Source organism: Pseudomonas sp. UBA5568 (genome assembly GCF_002425525.1).
In the GTDB taxonomy this organism is placed as follows: Bacteria; Pseudomonadota; Gammaproteobacteria; order Pseudomonadales; family Pseudomonadaceae; genus Aquipseudomonas; species Aquipseudomonas fulva.
Genome location: NZ_DIMK01000054.1, coordinates 229,865 through 246,887, shown reverse-complemented (window position 1 = coordinate 246,887; position 17,023 = coordinate 229,865). Strand labels below are relative to the sequence as shown.

Here is a 17,023-nt window from a genome sequence, read left to right as displayed (position 1 = left end):
GTTAGCCACCCAGCGCTGCGGTTAAACCTTTGCCCAAGTAGCGCAGTCACTTGAGGTATCAGCAGATCACTCAGGGAGCATGTCAATGGCCAGGGCAATCTGGAAAGGCGCCATCAGTTTCGGTTTGGTACACATACCCGTGGCGCTCAATTCCGCCGTCAGCAGTGAACGCGTTGATTTCGACTGGCTGGACAAGCGCAGCATGGACCCGGTGGGCTACAAGCGCATCAACAAGGTCACTGGGAAGGACATTGACAAGGAAAACATCGTCAAGGGCGTGGAGTACGAGAAGGGCCGCTATGTGGTGATCAGTGAACAGGAGATCCGCAAGGCGCGCCCGGAAGCCACCCAGACGATCGACATCTTTTCGTTCGTGGATGCGGGGGACATTCCCCTTCAGCACTTCGATACCCCTTACTATCTGAGCCCTGACCGGCGTGGGGGCAAGGTCTACGCGCTCTTGCGCGAAACGCTGGCTACCACCGGCAAAGTGGCCTTGGCGACAGTCGTACTCCACACCCGCCAGCACCTTGCACTCATCCGGCCCCTGGACGAGGCCCTGGTGATGATCACGTTGCGCTGGCCAGATGAGGTGCGTGGGCTCGACACGCTCGAACTGGACACTACAGTGACCAAGGCCAAAGTGGACAAACGAGAGCTGGATATGGCCAAACGTCTGGTTGAAGACATGGCCGGCACCTGGTCACCGGACGAGTATCATGACGCGTTTCGAGACACGATCATGGAACTGGTTGCCGAAAAGGCCAGCAAGGGCAAGATCGAGACGGTGGAAAAAGGCGAGGACACCGGCGGCGAGAAGGGCGCAGATATCATCGACCTCACCGAGCTGCTCAAGCGCAGCCTCGGCGGCAAAGGCCCTGCGCCTTCCAAAAAGAAACCTGCTGCAGCGAAGAGGCCCGCCAAACGCACGCGCAATGCTTCCTGACGGCAGTCACAAGTGCTTGGCCTGCAGGTGCTCCTGCAGGCCGGCCAGGTAATCGCCAAACCCTTCGCGTGCGCGACACTCGCGTCGGCTGCTGGTAGCCACACTGTGCCCGGCTGACCAACTGATCGGTACCCCCAGCGCTTCCAGGTCCCGGACCAGACGCACATCCTCGTGGGCCGCCAGAGGCTGGAACCCGTCGACGCTCTGATAGGCCTGTGCGCTCACGCCGAGATTGGCGCCATGGATATGACGATGACCATCACGTGCCTCGTAGCGGCTCAGATAGAGTTTGCGCAACGCAGCGGTTTGCCAAGGCTGCCAGTGGCTCACGTGGACCGTACCGCACACGACTTCAGCGCCGCATTCGAGCTGTGCCGTCAGCCAGTGGGCAGGGACCTGGCTGTCTGCGTCCGTGCAGGCAAGCCAAGTCGCACCGCGCGCGAGCATCCATTCGGCACCCGCGCGCCGGGCCATACCGACGTTGCCAGCTTCGATCGCGAAGGTGTGTGCTCCGTGGCGCTGTGCGACGGCGGCGGTGCCGTCGGTACAGCGATCCAGAACCACCAGAATGGCGACGTGATGACCTGCCGCCGCAGCGTATTGGGCAGCAGCCGAGGCGGCCTTCAGGCATCGCCCCAGACGCCGGGCCTCGTTGTGTGCCGGAATGACGACGCCGATCATACGCACGTCTCGTCAAGGTCTACCACGCTGGGTTGGTTGGACCAGTAGGCCATGATGAAGTCGGCCTCGTCGTGGCAGAACACCGGGTATAGCGGCAGGTGTTTGGACAGCATCCGATGCACCTCGCGCCCGTCCTGCGGACACCCGGCGATTGGATGCTTCCAGTGGCACGCCAACAGGCCTCCATCATAGGACAGGCTGGCAACAGACTGCTCGATCACCTGCAACCAGTCGGTGGGATCAAGGTAATACCCCACTTCGCTGAGCACGATCAGATCGAAACGCCCGCCCGGCCAGTCGGCAGGCAGGCGAGCGCGTTCTACCCGTGCGTGGCGGATATCGGCCAGGCGATCAGTGGCCAGGCCCACGGCTTTCGGGTCGAGGTCCTGGCACACCAGCTCGGCACAGCGCTCGGCGAGCAGCACACTGAGTTCGCCATTGGCGCAGGCCGGCTCGAACACACGCTCGTAGCACTGCCGGGGGAGGCTGGCCATGACCAGGTCGCGCTTGCGTTTTTCATACCAGCGGGTACGAAAAGCCCAAGGGTCTTCATTGGCGGCATACAGGTCGGCAAAATATTGGGCATCGATACTCATGGCAGATCCTTTTACAAGAAGACCAGTTCGAAGGGCTGTAGCACGCAGTCCAGCAAGTTGGGGCGTAGCACCGGCGGTGTACAACCGTCAGGTTCGAACTGGCTGACGTGTGCAGCGATGGCTTTGCGCTTGCGCCCCACCTGATCCTCATTGAGTTGCAAGCGGTGCGCACGTTCCCAGGGCAGACGTGGATCCTCGGGTTGGCCCCAGTGCCATGCCCATACGGGGACTTCCACCAACTGGGCCTTACGCGCCAACGCTGCCTGCGCGCCGGCCCGGCCTACCGCCTCGTGATCGCAGTGGCCGTCACCGCGCCAGGTTGTCATCAGCACATCTTCCGGGCGCAGCAGCTGAGTCAGGTGGCTAACCAGAAAGGCTTCCTCCCTGGCCAGTTGACTGTCCTTCAGGTGCAGGCGGCGCCAATCGATGCGCTTGGGGTCCAGCCCGAGCTGCTCGATGGCCTTGCGGCTTTCTTGCGGCCGGTCGCGACGCAGGCGATGCTCTGTCCAGCGAGTCGAGCCAGGATGGCTGCCTTCGCCGTCGGTCGCCGAGATCAGCACCAGGTCCTCTTCGCGCCCTGCAAAATCGGCCAGCAGACCACCGGCCATGAGAATCTCGTCATCTGGATGTGGGGCGATCAGTACCAGGCGTCGACCCGGTGGGCAGAGCTGCTGGGCAGAGACCCAGGTGGCCCGGGCCAGGTGGGCCGAGTGCTGCCACGCTGACCAGGGCGTGCCGTCATTGGACTGGATCAGGTCTTCACTCATAGCTGCCATGCTCCGGAAGAAAGCTGTGCGATCTGCGCGCCGAGTGCTGCAAGGTCTCGTTCGGCGTGACTCTGACGAATGAACACTGGCAGGTCAGCGCTCAACCGCGCAAAGTGTGCATTACGGCAAAACGGTGTTGCGCCCAACGCGCGGCCTACATGTCGCATGACGTGCTCCACGGCGTGTTCGACGTGGGCGCGCACGCGCTGCACGATGAGACTGGCATCGGCGCCTGGATTGCGATCGATCCAGGCGGCACATTCACGTAATGCCGCCCGAGCGCCGCACAGGGCGGCATCCACGGCGCCCAGGTGCGCATCGGCGTGGGAGTCCGGTTTGGGCTTGCGGCAATGCTCGCGCAGGTAGTCGGCCAGCGCTTCGGCCGCCCCATACCAACAGGCGGCGATGCCCGCGCCGCCGTGCCAGAAGCCAGGCCTTGATAAATACTCGCCCGCCGTACCGACCAGCATACCCGGCGTGTCGTTGAATTCGACCTCGACGCTGGCGGTGCTTGCCATGCCTACGGCCTGCCAGTGCTCGATATTCAGACCCAGGGTTGGGTTGGACAAGCGGATGGCAACCAGCTGCGGTAGACCCGACTCGTCCCAGGCGGTGATCAAGGCCTGGTCGATTTGCAAGGCGCCCGAACACCACGCCTTCTTCCCGGCAAGGCGAACGCAATCTCCGTCTCTGGATGCAACGACGGCGCGAGCATCCGGCGGCTCTGCGGCCCACACACCCCAGATCCCATCGCCTACAAGATGGCCAGCGCCACATTCGGCCAGAATCGCCAAAGCGTCAGTGTGGCCCTCATAGAGCTTGGCCAAAGCCAGGTCACAGCCGGCCACGCGCGACAACGTCTGCCAGCGCTCCAGCGTCCTGCCGTGACCCGGGCGCGGTAGCACGTCCAGGCACTGGGACCGCAAGGTTTTCATCAATTCGAGTGACTGGGTATCGACATTGAGGGGCTGCAGCCGCTCCTCGTACGTGCGCAACAAGCGGTCCAACGGGGTGAGGTCGTGGTCCTGAGGCATGCTCATGCGCGAAACTCCCTGTAGCGGTAGACGTCGGCCATCACGTGAGGCCAAGTTGTTTGCGCATCCGCGCCGTGATGGATTGACGGGTCTTGCTCATGTCGGCCCAAGGGTCCTGGGCATCGGCCAGTCGCTCGCCAACGGTGGCGATGGTCCACTGGTTGGCCCCCTTGAGCTGCGCCAGCTCTTCACGCCAGACGGGCACTGAAACCGGCAAGCCCTCGCGAGCACGCAGCGAATAGGCACACACCGTGGTGGCGCCTTTGCCATTGCGCAGGTAGTCGATGAAGATACGGCCCACACGGTTCTTGGGGCCGGACACCGCGGTGAGCCGATCAGGGAACAGTTTTGCCAGGTAGGTGACGATGGCGTGACTGAAATCCTTGACGTCGTCCCAGCTCGCTTTTCTCGTCAGCGGGACAACAAGGTGGATACCTTTGCCCCCGCTGGTCTTGATGAACACCTTCAGACCCAGTTCGTCCAGCAGGGTCAAGGTCAGCTGCGTGGCCTCCAGCATCGCTTTCCAGGGCAGGGCCGGGTCAGGATCCAGGTCGAGCACGAAACGATCTGGCCGGTCGAAGTGTGTGTCCGTGGCGTTCCAGGTGTGCAGTTCGAGCATGTTCATCTGCACAGCGCCCAGCAAGGTGTCGGGGCGGTTGATCACCATGGCGGCTTGGCCGGCCTGCTCTTTGTCGTATGTACGCACGTTTGGAATGTGCAGCTGACCAGCGTTCTTCTGGAAAAACAGTTCCCCGGCGAGGCCGTCTGGCGCGCGTACGAGCGCAACCGGCCGGTGCTTGAGGTGCGGCAAGATCCATTGGCTGACCTGGGCGTAGTATTCGACGACGTCGCGCTTGGTCATGCCTGAGGTGGGATCGATCACGCGATCAGGGTGGGTCAGGCGCAGGTCGCCCAGCGTATCGGTGTCCTTGGCCGCCTTGCGCTTATGGACGGTCTTGCTCGGCATGGCGCGCTCCAGGTCGATAGCAGTGGCCGGCTTGTCGTCGCGCAAGCCGTGAAATACCGCGTGGCGTACTACACCGTCACGCGTCATCTGGGCAAAAGCGATCTCGGCCAGCAAGGTGGGCTTGAGCCAATGTACACCGCGGGCCTCGGCTCCAGTGGGGGGGTTGGCCACAGGGGGGCTGGCGGTCTGCAGGGGTTCGAGTCGTGCGTGCAGCGTATCCAGAGTGGTGGTACTGAAGCCGGTGCCGACCTTGCCGGCGTAACGCAGCGTGCCCCCGTCGCCCTCGTGCAGAGCCAACAGCAAGGCGCCGAACCCATTGCGGCTCCCCTTGGGGTCGGTATAGCCCACTACCACGAACTCTTGCCGCCGCTTGCACTTGAGTTTGATCCAGTCGGCGCTGCGCTTGCCTGTGTAGCTGCTGTCGGCGCGCTTACCTATCAGGCCTTCAAGGCCCAGCGTACAGGCGCTTTCAAGCAACGCTTCGACCGGCTCGTCGAAGTCTGCGGAGTAGTTGAGGTTGTCCGCAGTGTTGTGCTCGAGCAAACGCTTCAACGCGTCGCGTCGCTGCTGCAAGGGAAGGGTGCGTAGATCCTGGCCGCCCAGGAACAGCAGGTCGAAGACGTAATAGGTAATTTGTTCATCATGAGCGGTATCGAATGCATTCTGCAGGGCCTGAAAATCTGCAACCCCTTGATCGTCATTGACGACCATCTCGCCATCGAGCCACGCAGAGTCCACACCTAATGCGCGTAGCGCAGCGACCTGGCCGGGCATTTTGGCGCTCCAGTCATGACCATTGCGGGTGTAGAGCCGTACATCATCGCCCTCAATGCGCGCAAGGATGCGATATCCGTCGTACTTCACCTCATACCGCCACTCCCCGGAAGGCGGTGAATCGACCAACATGGCTAACTGCGGCTGTAGGTGGTCTGGTAGTTTACCGGACTTGGACTTGGACTTGGCGGCCTGCTTGGCCGGGGCAGGCTTACTTTTAGCCCGTTTGGCCGTCTTCGCAGAAGGCTTGGGGGTCAATGTCCGGTCGCTCAGCACGCTGTCGGGCTGTTCCTCGACGATACAGTACTGCGCCTCACTGCGGGCCTGGCTGTCGTTTGACTTGACCAGCATCCACTGCTCTTTCTTGCCTGCCAGCCGTGTTCGGAACAGGTTCCACATGCCAGCGAGCTTCTCGCCTTGCAGACGAAAGCGTAGCTTTCCTTTCTCGTACCCCTCACGCGGATCACCGTCCGGCTCCCAGACGCCACGGTCCCAGACGATGACATCGCCGCCACCGTAGTGACCTTCCGGAATATGGCCTTCGAACGTGGCGTAATCGAGCGGATGGTCTTCGACATGCACGGCCAGGCGTTTGACTTTCGGATCCAGGGAAGGGCCTTTTGGAATCGCCCAACTTTTAAGCGTGCCGTCGAGTTCCAGCCGGAAATCATAGTGAAGATGGCTGGCGTCATGCTTCTGAATGCAGAACTGTAATGCGTGGGCCGCTTTGGTGCGGCCGGATTTGCCGCTCGGCTCAGGCGTGGCGTTGAAATCGCGCTTGCGCGCGTATTCCTCGAGGGGCTTGGCCATGGGAACTCCGGAACCTGCGCTGTCTTGATCTTGGGAGGTGGCGAACAGCGCTGGAGTTCAAAAAACCGCCGGTAGCCGCGTAAAACTCTGAATCTTCCTGGGTGCAGAGCAGTCGACTTTGGGTAAGCCAACTGATGGAGAGGCGTAATGTCCAGACACGATGAACCCAAAGCCTATACCCCGACCGAGATCGATGACATCGAGGATCGAATGGGCAGCGTGCATGAGCTGAACTTCAGTGATCGCCTTGATGACCGTCAGGGACGGGTAGGTGATGAGCGGCCAGAAAGTGAAGTGGAGCAGGAGTTTCCGGAGGAACGGGTGCGCCAGAGCGGCTTGACCGGCGGCGAGGCACTGACCGACAGCCTGCATGAGGACGGCGTCACCGATGACGACCTGAGCCCGGACACGCTGCTGGATGAGACCGGCGCCCGAGATCCTCATGAGCCTGGATATGGCGGCCCTGCCGATCAGGCCCTGACCGAAGTTGACGCGATCGAAATCGGCGGCGGCCGTGGCCTTGACGAAGCAGAACTGGCCCGCACCAACCCGCTTGACGGGAAACCGTGGACTGATGATGCAATTGAAGAAGACGAAAGGAGCTGATCATGAGCGAATTACGCTGCGCTTGTACCGAGTGTTCCTGCACGGTGAGCACCTTGCCGCAGAATGGCAAGGCCTACTGTTGCGAAGCGTGTGCAACCGGACACCGCAACGGCGAGCCATGCCGCATGCCAGACTGTACCTGTGGCAAGGTCGAGCAAAAGAAGGAAACCAGTGTAGACAATGCACTGGATGAGACTTTCCCTGCGAGCGATCCTATTTCGCCGTGAGGGATATTGAGCCGGGTCTGCTCGGGCAGACCCGGCCTGTTCAACCTGCTTTGCATTGTTTGTGATAGCTAGCGAATTTCCGTGTGTGGGCGCGGCCTCACCGGCGCCCCGGCAAGACCGCTCCAAGGAGCTGAGCTAAGTCGGGATCTGCGCTATCCCTGCTCTACTTACCTATCAATCACGTTGGTGCTGCCGAGTCTTGCCGGCGCATGGCCTTGGCGCGCTTCTCCAGCACGAGGTAGGTGATGACCGCCAACACCAGCGGTATCAGGTAGTACAAGGTTCGATAGGCCAATAGGGCTGCAACCAGGCTGCCTTGTGGAATCTGTCCTTGGAGCAAGCCTAGGAATACCGTCTCCAGCACCCCGAGCCCTGCCGGTATGTGGGCCACTACACCGGCCACGCAGCTGATCAACAGCACCCCCAGAATGGAGGGATAGAATGCCTGATCTGGCAGCAGCCAGAAGATCAGCAGCGCCATCATTGCCCAGTTGCTGGCACCCAAGGCCACCTGGCATAGCGCAAGGCGCAGCGAGGGTAACGTCAGTTCATGTTCGCGCCAGCGCCAAGTGCGTTTTTTGGCAAAACCGCAGGCTAGCAGGTAGCCGATCGAGATGGCCAGCAACGCAAAGCCAATCAGCTGCAGCCCGGTGGTGCCGACGGCCCAGTTTGCCGGCAACTCAACCAGGCGCATTGCAAACACGCCGCCTGCCAGCAGCATGTAGCCCATCCAATTGGTCAATAGCCCCAAGGTCAGGATGCGTGTGATGGTGGGGGTATCGAGCCCGAGCCTGACATATAACCGATAGCGCAACGCGACCCCGCCTACCCAAGTGGTGAAATTGAGGTTGAAGGCGTAGCACACGAAAGCGATCGGCAGCACTTGACGCACCGGCAACTTGTGACCGGTATAGGCACGAGCCAACAGGTCATAGCTGGCGAAGATCAGGAAGCTCATCAGTGCCATGACCAACCCGACAGCCAATGTGCCGGGCTTGTAGGTCAACAGCGATTCACGTACCTCGTTCCAGTCCAGGTTGCGCGCCAGCGTGAACAACAACGCCGGGATCAGGATCAGGAACAGGACCGTGAACAGACGCTTGGCCCACACTTGCCAACGTTTTCGTTCCATCAGGTGTTGCCCCCGTGCAGGTTGCCTTGGGTCTCCACCGCTTGCCCTGGCGTCTTCAGGCGCTTGCGATGCGCAGGTAGCCAGCCGGCAATGCGCGGGAAGTGACGTATGACATGGAAGCTCAAGAAGATCAGCGGCGCCCGCCACCAGTAGCCGCGGATCATTCGCTCAAGGGTGACCGTCTTGCACTGTTCGCTGGCCAGCGACTGCAAATGGTCGTGGAGCTGTTGGTTGAAGGCGCGGCTGCGGATGAACAGGTTGGCTTCAAGGTTGAACGACAGGCTCAGCGGGTCGAGGTTGCTCGAGCCGACCGTGGACCATTCGTCGTCCACCAGCGCGACTTTGCCGTGCAGGGGGCGTCGGCAGTACTCATGGATCCGCACCCCATCGCGAAGCAGGTAGTTGTAGAGCAGGCGAGCCAGCGTACGCACCCACCACATGTCCGGCTCACCTTGCATGATGAGGGTCACTTCAACCCCTCGACGCGCGGCGTTACGCAGTTCGCGCAATAGGCGATAGCCTGGGAAAAAATAGGCATTGGCTACCACTATGCGCTTACGAGCGCCACGCAGGGCTTCGAGGTAATACGCTTCGATCGCTGTGCTGCGTTGGCCGTTGTCCCGCTCTACCATCACGGCGGTGATGTCGCCAGTGGGGTCGGTAACCGGGCGCACCTCGCTTGGGGGCTCCAGCACCGGCGACATCAGTCGACGGCTCACGGCATGCACTTGGGCGACCACTGGACCGGTGACCTCCACGGCGTAGTCCTGCTTGGCCATCGGCCCATAGTCGCCGAGATGATCGGCGCTATAGTTGATGCCGCCAATGAACGCACGCTCCCCGTCGATCACGACGATTTTGCGATGCAGGCGGCGGAACAGGTTGGTGCGCAGGCCAGCCAGACGAGGCTGGGGATCGAACAAGTGAAACCTCACCCCCGCTTCGGTCATCGCTCCGATGAATTCAGCTGACAGGTCAGCGGTGCCATACCCATCGGCAACCACTTCGACACGAACCCCGCGTTGCGCTGCCTCGATCAGGGCACGCTGCAACTGATGGCCAACCTTGTCCTCGTAGATGATGAATGTCTCAAGGAGAATTTCATCGCGCGCCTGGCCCATGGCCTCGAAGACTCGCGGGTAGAACGCCTCACCATTGATCAACAGCTCGACGCTGTTGCCATCGACCCAAGGTCTTTTCACACGTTGATCTCCGCAGCCAAGGGGGCGTGGTCGGACAGGTGCGACCACGGATAGTTGGATAAAACCTTTGCAGCATGGGGCATGGCATTGCGCACGTAGATCCGGTCGAGCCGAAGCAGCGGCAGGCGCGCGGGAAAACTGCGGGCCGGCGAGCCGAAACGCTCGCCAAATGCCTCAATCAGGCGCTCTGACAACACGGCATCTGCCTTCAGACGCCAGTCATTGAAATCCCCGGCGATGATCACGGGCGCCTTGGCAGGCAGGCGGTCGAGCAACTCGAACAGCAAACTCACCTGTTTCTGGCGGTGTGCCTCCCGTAGCCCCAGGTGTACACAGATTGCATGTACCTCGTCATGGCCCGGCACCTCCAGTTGACAGTGCAGCAGACCTCGCTGTTCGTTTCCCTCGACCGATACGTCGAGGTTCTCTGAACCTACGATTGGGAATTTGGAGAGCAAGGCGTTGCCGTGATCGCCATGGGGGTAGACGGCGTTGCGCCCATAGGCGAATTGCGGCCACATGCTGTCTGCCAGAAACTCGTACTGGGGCGCCTCCGGCCAGGCGGGATGACTGATCGCATGCTGCTTGTGGCTGCCATGCACTTCCTGGAGAAACACCAGGTCGGCGTCTGTGGCCCGTACCGCATCGCGCAGCTCCGGCAGGATGAAGCGGCGGTTGAAGAAGGTGAAGCCTTTGTGCACGTTGAGCGTCAGCACGTTCAGGCGGTGCACGGCGGTGATTTTGTCGATGATGCAGTTTGGCGCGGGGAGTGTAGGGTTCACAGCTTAACCTCCGGCTCGGCGCCCGGCTCGGTCATCAATTCGTGGTCCAAGTGCATCTTTTCCAGCAGTCGGCGCGCGTCGTAAGGGGCATGGACTTTCTGATCGTTATCGAAATAGCAGTACACGTCACGCGTTGGGCACCGGGGTGGCGGCCCTTGTACGATCAGATGTGCGTCTTCGGGCTGGCTTCCCTCAGTCCACTGTTCGATACGTTTCTTCCAACGGCGAAGCGCGCTGACGGTATACCCGCTGCTATAGAGTTCGACATCGCCATGCAGGCGCATATACATGAAGTCTGCGGTGACGTCTTCGACGTAAGGCCACTTACCCGCGCTGTCGGCCACCACCAAGGCAACGTTGTGCTGGCGCAGCAGTTCCACGAAGCGATCGCACAGAAAGCTTTCGTGACGTATTTCCACCGCATGGCGTAGGGGTGCATTCCCGCTTATCTGCGTACCGCCGTTACCTTGCAGGCGTTGCTCGCAGCCATTGGCGCTACGTTTGGCAGCGGCTCGGTCACGCGGTAGCAGCTGCAGAAATGCACCGAATCGCTCAGCGTCGAAGCGCATGTTGGCAGGGAACTGCCATAAGAACGGGCCGAGCTTGTTGCCCAGAAGAAGCGGCCCGGATGCGAAGAAATTGGCCAATGGCGTGTCGATGTCCTTGAGTCTGCGGATGTGGGTGATGTATCGCGGTGCCTTGACGGCGAAGACGAAGTCATCGGGTGTGGCGTCATGCCAGGCTTGATAGCGTTCGGGCGTTTGCAGGCTGTAGAACGAGCCATTGATCTCGATGGTCGTGACCGCCTTCGATGCGAAGGCCAGTTCGTCATCCTGGCGCAGGCCCTTGGGGTAGAAATCCCTGCGCCAAGGGCCGTATCGCCATCCTGAAATGCCAATGCGTACCTCGCTCACGCTGCCTCCTATCGCATCTCCATTCCATTCACCATTGCGACCAGCGCAGTGGCAGGAGGGTTCAGGCGCAGTTGATCAATGGCGGTGGCCGGGGGTGGAATTGAACTTTGCAGATGAGCTCGATTCCATTTTTAGACAGGCAGGGTGGTGACCGACGCTCTGTATCGACACTTCTTGGAGGTGCGCATGGCCAGACACATCATCCATTTCACCGGCCCTATCAATTCTTCTACCTGCGGCAACCTGATCAACACCTGTACCAAGGCTGTGAACCAGGGGGCCGAGGTGGTGCAGCTGAATGTCGCCACCATGGGCGGCGAGTGCAGCTACGGGTTTACCTTGTACAACTACCTGCGGACTTTGCCTGTCACTGTGCACACGCATAACCTTGGCACGGTCGAGTCGATGGGCAACATCCTGTTTCTGGCCGGCGAGCGCCGCACCGCGTGCACCTACAGCAAGTTCCTGTTCCATCCCTTCCACTGGACGCTGCACGGTTCCATCGACCACTCTCGGATGGCCGAATATGCAATGAGCTTGGATTATGACTTGCGTCTGTACGCCCAAATTGTGGCTCAGCGCACGGAAGGCGCGGCGCAGGCGCTTGACGTGCCCCGCTACCTGATGGCGGCCCCACGGATCCTTGGCCCACAAGAAGCTCTGGACAGCGGGATGATTCATGCGATCGACGATTTGCCGATTGAGGCGGGCGACTGTCAATGGAGCGTGCACGCCTAAAGCGGCACGCCTGTACTCCAGATAGCAGCCAGTCGAGGAGGGCGTCAGCGAACAGACGCCGCAGTAGCCGCGTCACACTCGAGCAACGAGCGAATCAACTTCCTGATGTCTTGCTTGAGCGTGCTGACGTGTTCGAAATGCGCGAACTGAAAGTCAGCGATCTCATGCAAGGCGCAAGGCTGGGGCGCTTCATCAAACTCGGCCTCGAAGACATAGTGCATGCGCTGGGGCGTCTCGTGGCGCATCAGCAGCGTGAAATTGTGGGCCTGCAGACCTGTCTCCTCCAGCAATTCACGCTGGGCCGCCTCAAGCGGCGTCTCACCAGGCTCAACTTTGCCACCTGGCAGCGTCCAAGGGGCGTTTTGCTTGCGAACCCATAGCCATTTATGAGCGTGTTTGCCATGCCGACAGATAATGGTTGCGCGGGGCTTGGCAGATTTCATGGGTACTCCGGCGAATCACATTCCTATGAGGAATTAGTCGCCGAGAACCGTAAAAAAGTCATAAAACTGTAACAATTCACCGACGAACGGTCAGTAGAGAACCGAATCGTGCAGGCTTTCGATGGCCTCTACCAATTCGTCATAGCCGACGGGCTTGTTCAGGTGGCGATCAAAGCCTGATTGCTTCGACCGGTGCTGATCGGCGCTCGCCCCATAGCCAGTCAGGGCGATGGCCGGCGTGTGCTGCAGGTGCTTCATGTTTCGCAGGGCCTTTATCAGTGCATGGCCGTCCATGACTGGCATGCCGATGTCCGACAGAATGACGTCGTACTTCGTGTCCCTGGCGACCTCGAGCGCCTGGCGCGGGTCAGCGAATGCGCTTACCTGCGCACATTCCATTTCCAGGAGCTGTTGCATGACGTCGAGCACTTCGGGCGAGTCGTCCACCAGCAGCACGTGCAAGCCATCAAGGCGACCCATGCGTTCAGGTTGCTGGCAGGCAAGCTGCTCACCTCTACCACTCTGGGACAAGGGCAGAGTGACGGTGAACGTACAGCCTTGACCGAGGCCTGCGGAGTACGCGCTTACGCTTCCGCCATGGGCCTCCACTAACTGACGGACCAGCGACAACCCTATTCCCAGACCCTCTCGAGCCGCGTGCCCGAGCGGCGACGCTGCCTGGCTGAACAGATCGAAAATGTGCTCCAGGCTGTCTGCCGTGAGGCCAATGCCCTGGTCTATCACGCTGAGCGACACCTGCGTGTCATCGTGGCTGAGCGACAACCGAATGGCGCTACCGGGCGGGCTGAACTTCAGGGCGTTGTTGAGCAGGTTCCAGATCACTTGCTCCAAGCGTGTGCTATCCCCGTCGATGAACAGCGGTAGACGGTCAGCAGGCAGCTCCAGCACCACTGCCGAGTCAGGCTGCTCGCTGACGACAACCCCATGGATACCCTCGACGATGGCAGCCACGTCTACTGCTTCGGTCTTGAGCTTGAGCTTGCCGGTACGGATACGGGCCACGTCCAGGAGATCGTCGATGATGCGCGCCTGGCTGGCGACAGCCTCGCGAATGGTGGCTACCGCCTTGCTCGCAGCGGCGATGTGGGCGATCGAAGGCAGACGACGCAGGATCTCGGCGTTGAGCTGGATCAGGTTGAGCGGGTGTTTGAGCTCGTGGGACATGATGGCAAAAAACTCATCCTTCATGTGGCTGCTGCTTTGCGACTCGGCCAATTGCTTGCTCTGTTCATCGTGCAGGCGCTTGTGCCCGGTCAAGTCACGAGCGATCTTCACGAAACCACGCAATGAATTGCCTTTCAAGCGCGAGATCTCACCGCTGGCATAGAAGCGGCTATCGTCATTGCGCATGTGCCAGCGCTCATCCTGGCTACGGCCGTTGGTGCGCGCCCTTTGCAACTCCTGCTCGGGAATGCCGTGCTGGCGATCTTCCTCGGTAAAGATGAGCTGGTAATGCCGGCCCACCACATCGGCCTTTTCATGGCCGAAGATCAATGTGGCGCCTGTGTTCCAATCAGTGATCAAGCCCTGCTCATCCAACAGGATGATGGCGAATTCGTGGGTACTTTCAGCGACTACTCGCATGCGTTCCTCGCCAAGTCGCAGACGCTCCTCGGCCGCGCGGCTCTTGCTGATGTCGATAAAGGTAAGCACGGCCCCGTCGATCTTCTGTTCGCTTGAGCGATAGGGCAGCAACCTGGCCAGGTGCCAGTGGTAGGCCTGGCCTCCGATTTCGCGCTCGATGATGTGCTCGCCATTGACCACGGCACGCGCATCATCTGCCAGAGCGGGGTAATCCAAGCGATGAGTGATGTCGAGCAGAGAGCGGCCTGTGTCCACCGGCAGCATGTTGAACAGGTCGGTCGCACGCGGGGTGAACCAGCGAATGTGCAGGTTGCGGTCGACGAACACGGCGGCGATGTCAGTGCTGGCAATCAAGTTGCGCAGGTAGTCATTGACCTTGTCGGTCTCCTCGACCTTGTTCTTGAGCTCGTAGTTGACGGTCAACAGTTCTTCGTTGATCGACTGCAGCTCTTCCTTGCTGGTTTCAAGTTCTTCGCTGGCCGAGCGAAGCTCTTCGTTGATGGTCTGCATCTCTTCATTGGAGGCGGTGAGCTCTTCACTGGAGATCTCCGACTGCTCGATGGTCTCCTGCAATTGCAAGCGCGTGCGCTGCAACTCTCGCTCCAGGTTGTTCAGCACCATGCTGTCGGTCTGGCGAATGGCACCGACCAAGGGCAATGACGGATCGGGCGCGCGCTCTTCGAACACTACCAGCAGGTATTCGCCGGCTGTCTGCTCATCCTTATGCGGTTGCACCGTAATCTCTACCTGGCAGCGCTGGTCATCCTCGCCCAGGTCCACAGGGCGAGAGGTGACCGCATGGGTGCCCTGGCGGGCCTGGAACAGGGTGCTGCGAAGCGCCAGTCGCAGGCTGGGCAGTACCAGGTTGAGCAAGTTACGGCTCAATTCACCGCTGCCCAGTTGCATGAAGCGCCCGACCCCTTCACTCAGATGAAGGATGGTACCCTCACCGTCGATGATCAGGCTCGGCGGGGTTCGGCGCGCCAGTGCGCGGTGGTGCACCTCTGCATAGGAGGGCTTGCGCTGGGCTCTGCTTTTGGCGGTGGCCGGCTGCTTCAGAGCGCCTAGATCACCCCCTTGCAGCTGACGCCCCGGACGCGTGCCGGCACCGGCGACCTCGCGCGCCCGGTAGATGCGATTACGCTTGTCCACCACTGCAAACAGCTCGCCAGCCAGCTCTGCCGATTCGGACGAGCCCAGGAACAGGTACCCACCCGGGCGCAGGGCGAAATGGAACATGCGCAGGATGTCACGCTGGATTTCGCGGTCCAGGTAAATCAGCAGATTGCGACAGACGATCAAGCCCAATTGCGAGAAGGGCGGATCGGACAGCAGGTTATGCCGCGCAAAAAGCACTTTCTCGCGTATTTCCTTGCGTACTCGATAATGCTGGTCTTCCTTGACGAAGAACTGGCGCAGCCGCGATGGCGGCACGTCGGTGATGATGGACTCTGGATACAAACCCGTGCGGGCATGGCCAATGGCGCGCTCGTCAAGATCGGTGGCGAACACCTGTACGTTATTGGCACGTTGGTCCACGGCCAACTGCTCGCATGTCAGCATGGCCAGGCTGTAGGACTCCTCTCCTGTCGAGCAGCCGGCGGACCAGATGCGAATCTCTGCCGGGTTGTCAGCCGAGTCCGGCTCGCCCACCAGTTGGGGCATGACAATTCGTTCCAAGGCTTCGAACGCTTCACGGTCGCGGAAAAAATTGGTGACGCCTATGAGCATGTCCGCTAGTAAGTCGGCGGATTCCTCCTTGTGGTTTTCGAGGTAGTGCAGGTAAGCCCGCAGGTCGGCCTGCCCCGTGACATGCAGGCGCCGCTCAATCCGTCGTAGCACGGTGGCGCGCTTGTAGTGCTGGAAGTCATGCCCGGTAGCACTACGCAGTTGCAGCAGGATCTCTTCCAGCAAAGGTTCGCATGACTCCGGGTCGCCCGCCCGGGTACCCAGCGCAGGCGGCAGGCTGTCATCCTCGATGCGTGGGAGGTTGACCTGCCGTGCGTTATGCCACAGCTCCATCAGCTTTTGGGCAAGCTCTGCCGCCGGGAGCACAACGTCGACCAGCCCGGTTTCGATGGCCGCCCTGGGCATGCTGTCATACTGGGCATCATCCGGGCTTTGCACCAAAGTGACGCCGCCTTGCTCCTTGACGCGCGCCAACCCTACGGCGCCGTCTGCGCCGGTGCCGGACAGTACCACGCAAAAGGCATGGTCCTTGTGTACGTCGGCCAAGTCACGGAAAAACAGGTCGATCGCCACATGGTCACCGCGTCGCCTGTTGGCGGGTGCCACACGCAGATAGCCGTCATTGGTCGACAGCCGATTGGCAGGGGAGATCACGTATACATGGTTGCGTTCAATCGGTACCGGCGCCGTTACCTGGCTCACCGGCATGCCGGTGGTCTCCTGAATGATTCGATCAGCGACACTCTGATGGTCTGGAGACAAGTGCAGCACGATGACGAATGCCATGCCAGAGTCGGCAGGCATCTGCCTGAACAGGGTACAGATGGCTTCGATCCCCCCTGCAGAAGCACCAATACCCACCACCGGGAAATTGAGATGACTAGGACTCAGGTTCGAAGGATGGGGCGCGGCGGGCTGGTTAACGGTCGACTTCATGGCGGTGCCCTGTACAGACCTGACGGACAGCCCATCGACATGTCGCGGGGCAGGAGGAGCGACATTATAGGCAACGCGCGAGGATATTCGCGAGCGCCTTTACGAGGCGCTAATGGCTGGCCCGCAAGTGTTCGGCCAGAGAATCAATTCGCGCCACCGATCTGCAATCCATGC

Annotated in this window: 15 protein-coding genes; 4 read left to right on the top strand and 11 right to left on the bottom strand. The window is 60.7% G+C overall.

From position 1 onward, the window contains the following. The first annotated feature begins 85 nt into the window (after positions 1–85). A complete protein-coding gene (locus B2S33_RS18565) occupies positions 86–946 on the top strand; it encodes a Ku protein (protein WP_288650821.1) in 861 nt (286 codons plus the stop codon). Positions 947–952: 6 nt separating this feature from the next. On the opposite strand, the gene B2S33_RS18560 is transcribed toward B2S33_RS18565, so the two are convergent. From B2S33_RS18560 to ligD, 5 genes are read right to left on the bottom strand one after another with little or no spacing between them, the layout of a single operon-like run. Further along, on the bottom strand, positions 953–1,627 hold the full coding sequence (locus B2S33_RS18560; protein ID WP_059184005.1) for a glycosyltransferase: 675 nt from the start codon (positions 1,625–1,627) through the stop codon (positions 953–955). After that, positions 1,624–2,223: a class I SAM-dependent methyltransferase gene (locus B2S33_RS18555; protein ID WP_027915598.1), complete on the bottom strand. Its 600-nt coding sequence runs from the start codon at positions 2,221–2,223 to the stop codon at positions 1,624–1,626. The genes B2S33_RS18560 and B2S33_RS18555 overlap by 4 nt, the downstream gene beginning before the upstream one ends. A gap of 11 nt (positions 2,224–2,234) precedes the next feature. Beyond that, entirely contained in the window at positions 2,235–2,990 is a 756-nt protein-coding gene (locus B2S33_RS18550; protein ID WP_027915597.1) for a PIG-L deacetylase family protein, read from the bottom strand. Further along, entirely contained in the window at positions 2,987–4,030 is a 1,044-nt protein-coding gene (locus tag B2S33_RS18545; RefSeq protein ID WP_288650819.1) for an acyl-CoA dehydrogenase family protein, read from the bottom strand. The genes B2S33_RS18550 and B2S33_RS18545 overlap by 4 nt, the downstream gene beginning before the upstream one ends. Positions 4,031–4,064: 34 nt before the next feature. Beyond that, positions 4,065–6,575, bottom strand: coding sequence for a DNA ligase D (ligD, locus tag B2S33_RS18540; RefSeq protein WP_288650818.1), 2,511 nt, complete (start codon positions 6,573–6,575; stop codon positions 4,065–4,067). A 147-nt stretch (positions 6,576–6,722) separates the two neighbouring features. Here ligD and B2S33_RS18535 point away from each other — a divergent pair, with 147 nt between their 5' ends. Both B2S33_RS18535 and B2S33_RS18530 read left to right on the top strand, forming a co-directional pair. Further along, positions 6,723–7,181 (top strand): phosphotransferase system, HPr-related protein, encoded by a 459-nt coding sequence (locus B2S33_RS18535; RefSeq protein ID WP_288650816.1) that lies wholly within the window; start codon positions 6,723–6,725, stop codon positions 7,179–7,181. Between the two features lie 2 nt (positions 7,182–7,183). Then, on the top strand, positions 7,184–7,408 hold the full coding sequence (locus B2S33_RS18530) for a metallothionein (RefSeq protein ID WP_027915593.1): 225 nt from the start codon (positions 7,184–7,186) through the stop codon (positions 7,406–7,408). A 178-nt stretch (positions 7,409–7,586) separates the two neighbouring features. On the opposite strand, the gene B2S33_RS18525 is transcribed toward B2S33_RS18530, so the two are convergent. From B2S33_RS18525 to B2S33_RS18510, 4 genes are read right to left on the bottom strand one after another with little or no spacing between them, the layout of a single operon-like run. Next, the gene (locus B2S33_RS18525) at positions 7,587–8,540 is read right to left on the bottom strand and encodes a lysylphosphatidylglycerol synthase domain-containing protein (RefSeq protein ID WP_288650815.1); all 954 of its coding nucleotides are present in this window, start codon (positions 8,538–8,540) and stop codon (positions 7,587–7,589) included. Next, positions 8,540–9,742, bottom strand: coding sequence for a cardiolipin synthase ClsB (clsB, locus tag B2S33_RS18520; RefSeq protein ID WP_145279952.1), 1,203 nt, complete (start codon positions 9,740–9,742; stop codon positions 8,540–8,542). The genes B2S33_RS18525 and clsB overlap by 1 nt, the downstream gene beginning before the upstream one ends. Beyond that, positions 9,739–10,524 (bottom strand): endonuclease/exonuclease/phosphatase family protein, encoded by a 786-nt coding sequence (locus B2S33_RS18515; RefSeq protein WP_288650813.1) that lies wholly within the window; start codon positions 10,522–10,524, stop codon positions 9,739–9,741. The genes clsB and B2S33_RS18515 overlap by 4 nt, the downstream gene beginning before the upstream one ends. Then, the gene (locus tag B2S33_RS18510) at positions 10,521–11,438 is read right to left on the bottom strand and encodes a DUF72 domain-containing protein (RefSeq protein WP_288650812.1); all 918 of its coding nucleotides are present in this window, start codon (positions 11,436–11,438) and stop codon (positions 10,521–10,523) included. The genes B2S33_RS18515 and B2S33_RS18510 overlap by 4 nt, the downstream gene beginning before the upstream one ends. Positions 11,439–11,624: 186 nt before the next feature. Between B2S33_RS18510 and B2S33_RS18505 the strand changes: the two genes are divergently transcribed. After that, positions 11,625–12,176, top strand: a complete 552-nt coding sequence (locus tag B2S33_RS18505) for an ATP-dependent Clp protease proteolytic subunit (protein WP_027915588.1) — start codon at positions 11,625–11,627, stop codon at positions 12,174–12,176. Between the two features lie 44 nt (positions 12,177–12,220). Here the strand turns inward: B2S33_RS18505 and B2S33_RS18500 are convergent, their stop codons facing one another. Then, positions 12,221–12,619 carry an NUDIX hydrolase gene (locus B2S33_RS18500; RefSeq protein WP_027915587.1) on the bottom strand — a complete coding sequence of 133 codons (399 nt, stop codon included), beginning with the start codon at positions 12,617–12,619 and terminating at the stop codon, positions 12,221–12,223. Positions 12,620–12,709: 90 nt separating this feature from the next. Continuing rightward, positions 12,710–16,849, bottom strand: a complete 4,140-nt coding sequence (locus tag B2S33_RS18495) for a CheR family methyltransferase (RefSeq protein WP_288650811.1) — start codon at positions 16,847–16,849, stop codon at positions 12,710–12,712. Positions 16,850–17,023 lie beyond the last annotated feature (174 nt).